Consider the following 11,192-nt stretch of genomic DNA (forward strand, 5'->3'; position numbering starts at 1 on the left):
ATGCAAAGAATCGATCATGTACTGCCCTGGAGCACCCTCGGCACCGAGCGCAAGCTCAGTGTGTTCAGTTTCGGCTCCGGCGAGCGCAAGGCCTATATTCAGGCCAGCCTGCACGCCGATGAGCTGCCCGGCATGCGCACCGCGTGGGAGCTGAAAAAGCGTCTCGCCGAGCTGGAAAAGCAGGGTCTATTGAAAGGTGTCATCGAGCTGGTGCCGGTCGCCAATCCGCTGGGTCTCGGACAGTTGCTTCAAGGCGCACACCAGGGCCGTTTCGAATTCGGCAGCGGCAAGAATTTCAATCGCGATTTCACCGAACTGAGCGAGCCGGTTGCCGGGTTACTGGAAGGGCAGTTGGGCGATGATCCTCGCGCCAACACCCGGCTGATCCGTCAGGCCATGAGTACTGCGCTGGAGCGTCTGCCTGCGCCGCAATGCGAGCTGCAGGGCATGCAGCGGATACTCCTCAAGCATGGCTGCATCGCCGATGTGGTGCTCGACCTGCACTGTGACGCCGATGCCGCGCTGCACATGTACGCCCTGCCGCAGCACTGGCCGCAATGGCGTTCGCTGTCGGCGCACCTCAACGTCAAGGTCGGGTTGCTGGCCGAGGATTCGGGCGGCAGTTCGTTCGATGAAGCCTGTTCGTTGCCGTGGCTGCGACTGTCGCGGATTTTCCCGCAGGCGCAGATCCCGTTGGCCTGTCTGGCGACCACGATCGAGCTGGGCGGTCAGGCCGACACCGGCAAGCCCGAGGCCGAAGCGCATGCCGAAGGCATTCTGGCGTTTCTGGCCGGGCAGGGGTTCATCAGTGGCGACTGGCCGCAGCCTGCCCACGACGCCTGCGAAGGCATGCCGTTCGAAGGTACGGAATTGCTGTATGCGCCGCATCCCGGCGTGGTGACATTCCTGCGCACCCCTGGCGTATGGGTCGAGCCCGGCGAGCCGCTGTTCGAGGTCATCGACCCGCTGTCCGATCAGGTCAGCACCATTTGCGCGAATACTGCCGGTGTGCTGTTTGCCATCGAGCGGCTTCGCTACGCTCAACCCGGTTTCTGGCTGGCCAAAGTGGCGGGGCGCACCGCGCTGCGTCATGGGCGTCTGCTCAGTGATTGACCGTTCTGTGAGAAACCAAAGCATGAACAAACTGGAAGTCCAGGATCTGCACAAGCGTTACGGCAGCCATGAAGTGATCAAGGGTGTGTCCCTGACGGCCAGTGCCGGCGATGTCATCAGCATCATCGGCTCCAGCGGTTCGGGCAAGAGCACCTTTCTGCGCTGCATCAATCTGCTCGAGCAACCCCATGCCGGCAAGATCCTGCTCAACGGCGAAGAACTCAAACTGGTTCCGAACAAGGACGGCGGCCTGAAGGCGGCGGACGGCAAGCAGTTGCAACGCATGCGCTCGCGCCTGTCGATGGTGTTCCAGCATTTCAATCTGTGGTCGCACATGACTGCGCTGCAGAACATCATCGAAGCGCCCGTGCACGTGCTGGGCGTGCCGAAAAAGGAAGCGCTGGAGAAGGCCGAGTACTACCTGGCCAAGGTCGGTGTCGCGCACCGCAAGGATGCCTATCCGGGGCACATGTCCGGCGGCGAACAGCAGCGCGTGGCGATTGCCCGTGCGCTGGCGGTGGAGCCCGAGGTGATGTTGTTCGACGAACCGACCTCGGCACTCGATCCGGAACTGGTTGGCGATGTGCTCAAGGTCATGCAGGGTCTGGCTCAGGAAGGGCGGACGATGGTCGTGGTCACGCACGAAATGGGCTTTGCCCGCGAAGTCTCCAATCAGCTGATTTTTCTGCATCAGGGCGTGGTGCTGGAGCGCGGTGATCCGCGTGAAGTGCTGGCCAATCCGCAGACCGAGCGCCTGCAGCAGTTTCTGTCCGGCAGCCTCAAGTGATGAGCGGCATCGCCCAGGCGATGCCTTTTTGCAACAGAACAGGGCATGCTGCGCGACACGCGACATGACCTGGAGATTCCAGATCGAGCCTGTTCATGGGCTTGGCTTTTGCGGCGATACGTATCGGATGTCCCAATGACTGCCCATCGAATAGGTTTCCTTGTCTGGCCTGGCACCAAAGCCCTGACCCTGGCGCTTGCCGAGGAAGCCTTGCGCGTTGCCCAGCGCGTGCACCCGGAAGTGGTCTACGAGCTGTCGTTTCTGCAAGCCGAGCCCGCCGGACCTGCCACCGATGGTAGCTGGCAATTGCCGGGCGAGCCGTGGGCAGGGCGTCTGGACGGTCTGCACAAACTGTTTCTACTGGCCGACGAGCCACCGGCACCGGTCGCATCGGTGCTGGGTAGCGCGCTCAAGCAACTGGTGCGGGCGGGCTGTTCGATTGGCGGTCTGTCGGCAGGCGTCTATCCGCTGGCGCAACTGGGCCTGCTCGACGGCTACCGCGCGGCGGTGCACTGGCGCTGGCAGGATGATTTCAGCGAACGTTTCCCGAAAGTCATCGCTACCAGCCACCTGTTCGACTGGGATCGTGATCGCCTGACCGCTTGCGGCGGCATGTCGGTGCTCGATCTGTTGCTGGCGGTGCTGTCCCGTGATCACGGCGCGGAACTGGCGGGTGCGGTGTCTGAAGAACTGGTGGTCGAGCGCATTCGCGAGGGCGGCGAACGTCAGCGCATTCCGTTGCAGAACCGTCTGGGTTCGAGCCATCCGAAGCTGACCCAGGCCGTGCTGCTGATGGAGGCCAATATCGAAGAGCCACTGACCACCGACGAGATCGCCCAGCATGTCTGCGTGTCGCGTCGTCAACTGGAGCGCATCTTCAAGCAGTACCTCAATCGTGTGCCCAGCCAGTACTACCTGGAACTGCGCCTGAACAAGGCGCGCCAGATGCTGATGCAGACCAGCAAATCGATCATCCAGATCGGCCTGTCCTGCGGTTTTTCCTCGGGGCCGCACTTCTCCAGCGCCTATCGCAATTTCTTTGGCGCCACCCCGCGTGAAGACCGTAACCAGCGACGCAGCAGCAGCCCGTTCGAGCTTTCGCCGGTACCGGCCGAGCGCGGCTGAACCACCGCTGTCACAGCGGCGCGGCAATCTGCGTGCGCCGACAGCGCCGGGCCAGACACTGGCCTTCAATCGGTTTAAACTGCGCCTTTGTGACGCAATATGTCGCATTGCCGAAAACCTTGAAAAAACACGGTTTTGCGCTGTAACAAGTTGTCGCCTGGCGGCAAGGTCGAAGCCGAATCTGTCCTTACAATCTTTCTATCGCTCGCCAGTTTCAGGCGGGCGTTCCTCATCAGGAGACTCCGATGTCCGTTGAGCATGCTGCGGTGCAACGCGCCGATTTCGACCAGGTAATGGTCCCCAACTACGCGCCGGCCGGGTTCATCCCCGTACGTGGCGCGGGCTCCCGAGTCTGGGACCAGGCGGGCCGCGAACTGGTGGATTTTTCGGGCGGGATCGCCGTCAATGTATTGGGCCACTGCCACCCGGCGCTGGTCGGTGCCTTGACCGAGCAGGCCAATAACCTCTGGCACGTGTCCAACGTTTTTACCAACGAGCCGACCCTGCGTCTGGCCAAGAAGCTGGTGGAAGCGACCTTCGCCGATCGCGTGTTCTTCTGTAACTCCGGCGCCGAAGCCAACGAAGCGGCCTTCAAGTTGGCCCGTCGCGTGGCGCATGACCTGTACGGCCCGGATAAATACGAAATCATCGCTGCCGTGAACAGCTTTCACGGCCGCACCCTGTTCACCGTGAGCGTTGGCGGTCAGCCGAAGTATTCCGATGGTTTCGGCCCGAAGATCACCGGCATCAGTCATGTGCCCTACAACGACCTCGACGCGCTGAAAGCCGCTGTTTCCGACAAGACCTGCGCCGTCGTGCTGGAGCCGATCCAGGGCGAGGGCGGCGTGCTGCCTGGCGAACTCGAGTACCTGCAAGGCGCGCGTGCGCTGTGTGATCAGCATAATGCGCTGCTGGTATTCGATGAAGTGCAGAGCGGCATGGGCCGCAGCGGGCACTTGTTCGCTTACATGCATTACGGCGTGACCCCGGACATTCTGTCCAGCGCCAAGAGCATCGGCGGCGGCTTCCCGTTGGCGGCCATGCTGACCACCGACAAACTGGCCAAGCATCTGGCGGTCGGCGTACATGGCACCACCTACGGTGGCAACCCGCTGGCCTGCGCAGTGGGCGAGGCGGTGATCGATGTCGTTAACACCCCTGAAGTGCTGGCCGGCGTCAAAGCCAAACACGAGCGTTTCAAGACCCGGCTGGAAAAAATCGGCCAGCAATACGGCGTGTTCACCCAGGTGCGCGGCCTCGGTCTGCTGATCGGCTGTGTGCTGGCCGACGCCTGGAAAGGCAAGGCCAAGGATTTCTTCAACGCTGCCGAGGCGCAGGACCTGATGATTTTGCAGGCCGGTCCTGACGTGATCCGTTTCGCGCCGAGCCTGGTGATAGAAGACGCCGACATCGACGAAGGCCTGAACCGCTTCGAGCGCGCCGTCGCCACGCTGACGTCCTGATTCAAGGTTGTTACCTGCCGGTGTCCGCCTTCCAGGCGTGCGCCGGACACTTTCTGGCACCCTGCGGGCATGACGCCGTGCGGTGCTTTTTTTAGTGCCGGTCGTTCCGGCCTGTGGATCTACAAGGAGTGGCACCATGCTGGTGATGCGCCCCGCGCAAATGGCTGATCTGGCCGAGGTTCAACGCCTCGCTGCCGACAGCCCGATTGGTGTCACGTCCTTGCCCGACGATGCTGGCCGCCTGAGCGACAAGATCGGCTCGTCTGAAGCCTCGTTCGCGGCTGAAGTCAGTTTCAACGGCGAAGAAACTTACTTCTTCGTGCTCGAAGACAGCGACAGCGGCCAGTTGGTGGGCTGTTCGGGCATCGTTGCTTCGGCTGGCTATTCCGAACCCTTTTACAGCTTTCGCAACGAGACCTTCGTGCATGCGTCCCGCGAGCTGAAGATTCACAACAAAATTCACGTGCTGTCGCAGTGTCATGACCTGACCGGCAACAGCTTGCTGACCAGTTTTTATGTGGTGCCTGAACTGGTCGGCACTGCCTGGTCGGAACTCAACTCACGCGGGCGTCTGTTGTTCGTTGCCAGCCACCCGGAGCGTTTCGCCGATTCGGTGGTGACCGAGATCGTCGGCTACAGCGACGAGAACGGCGATTCACCGTTCTGGGACGCCATCGGCCGCAATTTCTTCGACCTGAACTACGCCGCTGCCGAGCGCCTGTGTGGCTTGAAAAGCCGGACGTTCCTCGCCGAACTGATGCCGCATTACCCGATCTACGTGCCACTGCTGCCTGACGCTGCGCAAGAAGCCATGGGGCAGGTTCATCCGCGTGCGCAGATCACCTTCGACATCCTGATGCGCGAAGGCTTCGAAACCGATCATTACATCGATATTTTCGACGGCGGCCCGACGCTGCACGCGCGGGTTTCCGGAATTCGCTCGATTGCCCAGAGCCGTCTGGTGCCGGTCAAGATCGAAGAGGGCAATGCCAGCGATGTCGGTCGCGGCGGGCGCTCGTATCTGGTTGCCAACGGCTTGCTGCAGGATTACCGCGCCGTACTGCTTGAACTGGACTGGGCGCCGGGTCGCCCGGTGGTGCTGAGCCTGCAGGCCGCCGAGGCCCTGGGCGTCGGTGAAGGTGCCAGTGTGCGGATCGTGGCGGTCTGATAGACCCGCGAATGCTGATAAGCGAGTTTCGAGGCTCTTGAGAGCCGCTGAGGAGATAACATGATCGTTCGTCCCGTACGCAGCAGCGACCTGCCCGCACTGATCGAGTTGGCGCGCAGCACCGGCGCCGGCCTGACGACCCTGCCCGCCAACGAAGAGCGCCTGGCGCATCGGGTCGGCTGGGCGGAAAAAACCTTTCGCGGCGAGGCCGAGCGAGGTGATGCGGATTACCTGTTCGTGCTCGAAGACGATGAAGGTCGCGTGGTCGGGATTTCGGCGATCGCAGGCGCTGTCGGTCTGCGTGAGCCCTGGTACAACTACCGAGTCGGGTTGACCGTCAGCGCCTCTCAGGAACTGAACATCTACCGCGAGATCCCCACGCTGTTCCTGGCCAACGACCTGACCGGCAACTCGGAACTGTGCTCGCTGTTCTTGCGCAGTGACGCACGCAGCGGCCTCAACGGTCGCCTGCTGTCCAAGGCGCGCATGCTGTTCATTGCCGAGTTTCCCAAGCTGTTCGGCAACAAGATCATCGCCGAGATGCGCGGCATGTCCGATGAAAGCGGCCGCTCGCCCTTCTGGGAAAGCCTGGGTCGGCACTTCTTCAAGATGGAGTTCAGCCAGGCCGATTACCTGACCGGCGTCGGCAACAAAGCGTTCATCGCCGAACTGATGCCCAAGTTTCCGCTGTACACCTGCTTTCTTTCCGAAGACGCACGCAGCGTGATCGGTCGGGTACATGCCGACACCGAGCCGGCCCTGACCATGCTCAAGGCCGAAGGCTTCAGTTACCAGGGCTATGTCGACATCTTCGACGCAGGCCCGGCCATCGAGTGCGAGACTGGCAAGATCCGTGCGGTGCACGACAGCCAGGCACTGGTGCTGGCTATCGGCACGCCGGGCGACGATGCGCCGCAATTTCTGATCTACAACCGCAAGCGCGAAGACTGCCGCATCACGGTCGGCCCCGCACGTTTCGCTGCAGGCACGCTGGTGGTCGATCCGCTGACCGCCCGACGTCTGCGGATGAGCGCGGGCGATAACGTGCGGGCGGTGCCGCTGTCCGCCGCGCGGGAGGGTGTCTGATGAGTACGCTATACATTGCAGGCAACTGGCAGGAAGGGCAGGGTGAGACCATCACGTCGCTCGATCCGGTGACTCAACAAGTGCTGTGGTCCGGTCGTGGCGCAACCGCCGCGCAGGTCGAACTGGCCGTGCAGGCTGCCCGTCAGGCATTCCCCGCGTGGGCACGACGCCCGTTGCAAGCGCGCATCGAGGCCTTGGAAGCGTTCGCGGCACGCCTCAAGCATCACGCTGACGAGTTGGCGCACTGCATCGGTGAAGAGACCGGCAAACCGCTGTGGGAATCGGCGACCGAGGTGACCAGCATGGTCAACAAGGTTGCCATTTCAGTGCAGAGCTACCGTGAGCGGACGGGCGAAAAGAGCGGGCCGCTGGGTGACGCCACGGCCGTGCTGCGCCACAAGCCCCACGGTGTGGTTGCCGTATTCGGCCCGTACAATTTTCCCGGCCACTTGCCCAATGGGCACATCGTGCCCGCGCTGCTGGCCGGCAACACCGTGTTGTTCAAGCCCAGCGAACTGACACCGAAAGTGGCCGAGCTGACCGTCAAGTGCTGGGTCGAAGCCGGTCTGCCGGTCGGCGTGCTGAACCTGTTGCAGGGAGACCGTGAAACCGGCATCGCGCTGGCCGCCAACCCCGGCATCGACGGGTTGTTCTTCACCGGCTCCAGTCGCACCGGCAACGCGCTGCATCAGCAGTTCGCCGGGCGTCCGGACAAGATCCTCGCTCTGGAGATGGGCGGTAACAACCCGCTGGTGGTCGATCAGGTTCAGGACCTCGACGCTGCGGTGTACACCGTCATCCAGTCGGCGTTCATTTCGGCCGGGCAGCGCTGCACTTGTGCGCGTCGATTGCTGGTGCCCGAAGGTGATTGGGGCGATGCCTTCCTGGCGCGACTGGTGGCGGTGAGCGCAACGATCGAAGTCGGGTCTTTCGACCAGCAGCCTGCGCCGTTCATGGGGTCGGTGATTTCGCTGGACGCCGCGCTTGCCCTGCTGGACGCGCAACGCAATCTGCTGGCGAACGGCGGCGTGTCGCTGCTGGAAATGCGCCAGCCGTTGGCGCAGTCCGCGCTGTTGACGCCGGGCATCGTGGACGTCAGCGCGTTCAGCGAGCGTCCCGACGAAGAGTTGTTCGGCCCGCTGCTGCAAGTGATCCGCTACGTCGGTTTCGACGCTGCCATCGCCGAGGCCAACGCCACGCAATACGGCCTCGCCGCCGGGCTGTTGTCGGATTCTGAAGAGCGCTATCAACAGTTCTGGCTGGAAAGCCGCGCCGGGATCGTCAACTGGAACAAGCAACTGACCGGTGCCGCCAGCAGCGCGCCGTTTGGTGGCGTGGGTGCATCGGGCAATCACCGGGCCAGTGCGTATTACGCCGCCGACTACTGCGCCTATCCCGTGGCGTCCCTTGAGACCGGCAGCCTGACACTGCCGGCCACGCTGACTCCAGGCATCAGGCTGAGCTGACAGTGCGCGCAACAATTGCTTATAAAAACAGATCCACGGAGCCTTGCCGATGAAATCCTGTGAAGTGAATTTTGACGGTCTGGTCGGGCCAACCCACAATTACGGCGGGTTGTCCTACGGGAACGTCGCGTCCCAGAGCAATAGCCAGCAATGCTCGAATCCGCGTGAAGCGGCCTTGCAGGGACTGGCCAAGATGAAGGCGCTGATGGACCTGGGCTTTACTCAGGGCGTGCTGGCGCCACAAGAGCGTCCCGACGTGGCCGGTCTGCGCCAGCTTGGCTTTACCGGCAGCGATGCGCAGGTCATCGAAAAGGCTGCAAGACAGGACATGCCGCTGCTGGTCGCCAGTTGCTCGGCATCGAGCATGTGGGTCGCCAACGCAGCGACCGTCAGCCCGAGTGCCGACACCGCCGACGGTCGCGTGCATTTCACCGCGGCCAATCTCAACTGCAAATACCACCGCAGCATTGAGCACCCGACCACCAGCCGCGTATTGGGCGCGATGTTCGCCGATTCCAACCATTTCGCTCATCACGCAGCCTTGCCAGCTGTTGCCCAGTTCGGCGATGAAGGCGCGGCCAACCACACGCGTTTCTGTCGTGATTATGGCGAGGCTGGCGTGGAGTTCTTCGTGTTCGGGCGCAGCGCTTTCGACACTCGCTATCCCGGGCCAAAAAAATACCCGGCCAGGCAGACGCTCGAGGCATCGAAGGCTGTTGCTCGCCTGCACGGGCTGAGCGATGACGGCGTGGTTTACGGTCAGCAGAATCCGTTGGTGATCGATCAGGGCGTGTTTCACAACGACGTGATCGCAGTCGGCAATGGCGAAGTGTTGTTCTATCACGAAGACGCCTTTCTCCATACCGAGTCGATGCTGAGTGAGCTGCAAGACAAGCTGGCACGGGTCGGCGGCCGGTTGCGCGCGATCTGCGTGCCGCGTGCCGAAGTATCGGTAGCCGATGCCGTGCGTTCTTACCTGTTCAACAGTCAGTTGCTGTCGCGTGGCGACGGCACCATGGTGCTGATCGTGCCGCAGGAGTGTCAGGCCAATCCGCAGGTTTGGGGCTATTTGCAGCGCCTGATCGCCGACGACAGCCCGGTGGCCGAAGTCAGGGTGTTCGACCTCAAGCAGAGCATGCAGAACGGCGGTGGTCCGGCCTGCCTGCGCTTGCGCGTGGCGCTCAATGAAACCGAACTGGCGGCGGTCAATACGGGTGTGATCATGACCGCGCCTTTGTACGACACACTCACCCAGTGGGTCGATCGGCACTACCGGGATCGCATGAGCGAAAACGACCTGGCCGATCCCCGCTTACTGACAGAATGCCGAACGGCATTGGATGAGCTGACGCAAATCCTTAAACTGGGCGCCGTTTATCCGTTTCAACTCATTTGAAACCTGCGCGCCGAGCCAAGGCCCGGCGCATGATTTTCCTTCTCGAAGAGCATTCCAACCATGAGCGACGCCCTGCAGTTAATCCTCGAAGACACCGATGGCACCCAACTGGAAACCTCCTGCACCCGCGTTGCCGTTATCTGGCAGGGCAAGGAGTTGTGGATTCAGCAGGACGGCCGTGGTCAGTTGTTGATCGGTGTTGACGTCGAAGAAGACGATGCTGAATACGCCAACCTGTTGCTCCGCCCACTGGCGACCAACCTGGTCAGCCTGCAACTGGAAATGGAACCGGCTGACATGGGTGCCGAAGAAGGCGGCCACGTACACGGTCCCGACTGCAACCACTAAGGTCTGGTCGCGCGGTTGCCGACCGGTCACCCGCGACGTTTCAATGGCATTTCAAGGAAGCGCTTTATGCTCGCCCTCGGCAAACTGCTTGACCTGACCCTGGCCGGACGTGAGCCGGCGGAAAAGACTCAACTGACCGTCGGTGGCGTGCGCCTGCGCTGGCTGGGCGAGGGTGCCCTTGAAGTCCGGCCGCCCGAGGCTCGGGACAACGGCACCGATCTGCTGCTGTCGGCCGGAATTCACGGCAACGAAACCGCGCCCATCGAACTGCTGGACCAACTGATTCGCAGTATCGCGCGCGGCGACCTCAAGCCGCGCGCCCGTATTCTGTTCCTGTTCGGCAACCCCGAAGCCATGCGTCGCGGCACGCGGTTTGTCGAGCAGGACGTCAACCGACTGTTCAACGGCCGCCACGAACAGAGCGGCGGCTCCGAGGCCTTGCGCGCCTGCGAACTGGAGCGGCTGGCGGCGAGCTTCTTCAAGCTGCCTGAGCGCTATCGCCTGCATTACGACCTGCACACCGCGATACGCGGCTCGAAGATCGAACAATTCGCCCTGTATCCCTGGAAAGAAGGCCGTAAACACTCGCGCCGCGAACTGGCCCGACTGCGTGCAGCAGGCATGAGCGCGGTGCTGTTGCAGAACAAGCCCTCGATCGTCTTCAGCGCCTACACCTACGATCAACTGGGCGTCGAAGCCTTCACCCTGGAACTGGGCAAGGCCCGTCCTTTCGGTCAGAACCAACAGGTCAACCTCGCGCCTTTGCGAGCGAGCCTGGAGCAATTGATCGAAGGCACCGAGTCCGAACCGAATGACCAGCTCGACGGCCTGCAACTGTTCAGCGTCGCGCGTGAAGTCATCAAACGCAGTGACGCTTTCAAGTTTCATCTGGCCGATGATGTCGAAAACTTCTCTCCCCTGAAGAAAGGCTTTGTGCTCGCCGAAGACGTCAGCGATTCCCGCTGGGTGGTGCAGGAGGAGGGCGCCCGTATCATCTTCCCGAACCCAAAAGTGAAAAACGGCCTGCGGGCCGGGATTCTGGTCGTGCCGGTCGCGGCAGATGCCTTGACGCTGGAGTAAGACTGCCTGGCGCCTTCGCGAGCAAGCGGAACGCCGCCCGGCCGCGTCCACTGATCAGCGCGCCACTCGCAATCACTGCCCCGTCCGTGCGAGCTTGCTCGCGAAAGGGTGGGTACATCCAGCCCAGATCCCGCATTCGACACACCGTCTTCGCGGACAA

10 protein-coding genes are annotated in these 11,192 nt (G+C 62.3%); all 10 read left to right on the forward strand.

Features of this window, described 5'->3' with window-relative positions; genetic code table 11:
• The 10 genes from BZK31_RS15365 (at position 1) to astE (ending at position 11,032) form a co-directional block, all read left to right on the forward strand.
• Complete coding sequence (locus BZK31_RS15365) at positions 1-1,113, forward strand: succinylglutamate desuccinylase/aspartoacylase family protein (protein WP_083183812.1); 1,113 nt, start codon at positions 1-3, stop codon at positions 1,111-1,113.
• A 22-nt stretch (positions 1,114-1,135) separates the two neighbouring features.
• Entirely contained in the window at positions 1,136-1,900 is a 765-nt protein-coding gene (locus tag BZK31_RS15370; RefSeq protein ID WP_083183813.1) for an ABC transporter ATP-binding protein, read from the forward strand.
• Positions 1,901-2,035: 135 nt separating this feature from the next.
• Positions 2,036-3,025, forward strand: a complete 990-nt coding sequence (gene argR / locus BZK31_RS15375; RefSeq protein ID WP_083183814.1) for a transcriptional regulator ArgR — start codon at positions 2,036-2,038, stop codon at positions 3,023-3,025.
• Positions 3,026-3,270: 245 nt separating this feature from the next.
• Positions 3,271-4,488: an aspartate aminotransferase family protein gene (locus tag BZK31_RS15385; RefSeq protein ID WP_083183815.1), complete on the forward strand. Its 1,218-nt coding sequence runs from the start codon at positions 3,271-3,273 to the stop codon at positions 4,486-4,488.
• A 136-nt stretch (positions 4,489-4,624) separates the two neighbouring features.
• On the forward strand, positions 4,625-5,656 hold the full coding sequence (aruF, locus tag BZK31_RS15390) for an arginine/ornithine succinyltransferase subunit alpha (protein WP_083183816.1): 1,032 nt from the start codon (positions 4,625-4,627) through the stop codon (positions 5,654-5,656).
• Between the two features lie 60 nt (positions 5,657-5,716).
• On the forward strand, positions 5,717-6,742 hold the full coding sequence (gene astA, locus BZK31_RS15395) for an arginine N-succinyltransferase (RefSeq protein ID WP_083183817.1): 1,026 nt from the start codon (positions 5,717-5,719) through the stop codon (positions 6,740-6,742).
• A complete protein-coding gene (gene astD, locus BZK31_RS15400) occupies positions 6,739-8,208 on the forward strand; it encodes a succinylglutamate-semialdehyde dehydrogenase (RefSeq protein WP_167377980.1) in 1,470 nt (489 codons plus the stop codon). The genes astA and astD overlap by 4 nt, the downstream gene beginning before the upstream one ends.
• A 49-nt stretch (positions 8,209-8,257) precedes the next feature.
• Positions 8,258-9,604, forward strand: coding sequence for an N-succinylarginine dihydrolase (gene astB / locus BZK31_RS15405; RefSeq protein ID WP_083183819.1), 1,347 nt, complete (start codon positions 8,258-8,260; stop codon positions 9,602-9,604).
• Between the two features lie 60 nt (positions 9,605-9,664).
• Positions 9,665-9,952, forward strand: a complete 288-nt coding sequence (locus BZK31_RS15410) for a topoisomerase II (protein WP_083183820.1) — start codon at positions 9,665-9,667, stop codon at positions 9,950-9,952.
• A gap of 66 nt (positions 9,953-10,018) precedes the next feature.
• Positions 10,019-11,032: a succinylglutamate desuccinylase gene (gene astE / locus BZK31_RS15415; protein ID WP_083183821.1), complete on the forward strand. Its 1,014-nt coding sequence runs from the start codon at positions 10,019-10,021 to the stop codon at positions 11,030-11,032.
• The last annotated feature ends 160 nt before the right edge of the window (positions 11,033-11,192 follow it).

Source organism: Pseudomonas floridensis, from assembly GCF_002087235.1.
GTDB classification, from domain to species: domain Bacteria; phylum Pseudomonadota; class Gammaproteobacteria; order Pseudomonadales; family Pseudomonadaceae; genus Aquipseudomonas; species Aquipseudomonas floridensis.

Excerpts from the sequence above, each read along its gene's own strand:
- BZK31_RS15365 (WP_083183812.1), top strand. The coding sequence starts at position 1 with ATGCAAAGAATCGATCATGTACTGCCCTGGAGCACCCTCGGCACCGAG.
- argR (WP_083183814.1), top strand. The coding sequence starts at position 2,036 with ATGACTGCCCATCGAATAGGTTTCCTTGTCTGGCCTGGCACCAAAGCC.
- astB (WP_083183819.1), top strand. The coding sequence starts at position 8,258 with ATGAAATCCTGTGAAGTGAATTTTGACGGTCTGGTCGGGCCAACCCAC.
- aruF (WP_083183816.1), top strand. The coding sequence starts at position 4,625 with ATGCTGGTGATGCGCCCCGCGCAAATGGCTGATCTGGCCGAGGTTCAA.
- BZK31_RS15370 (WP_083183813.1), top strand. The coding sequence starts at position 1,136 with ATGAACAAACTGGAAGTCCAGGATCTGCACAAGCGTTACGGCAGCCAT.
- BZK31_RS15385 (WP_083183815.1), top strand. The coding sequence starts at position 3,271 with ATGTCCGTTGAGCATGCTGCGGTGCAACGCGCCGATTTCGACCAGGTA.
- astA (WP_083183817.1), top strand. The coding sequence starts at position 5,717 with ATGATCGTTCGTCCCGTACGCAGCAGCGACCTGCCCGCACTGATCGAG.
- astE (WP_083183821.1), top strand. The coding sequence starts at position 10,019 with ATGCTCGCCCTCGGCAAACTGCTTGACCTGACCCTGGCCGGACGTGAG.
- BZK31_RS15410 (WP_083183820.1), top strand. The coding sequence starts at position 9,665 with ATGAGCGACGCCCTGCAGTTAATCCTCGAAGACACCGATGGCACCCAA.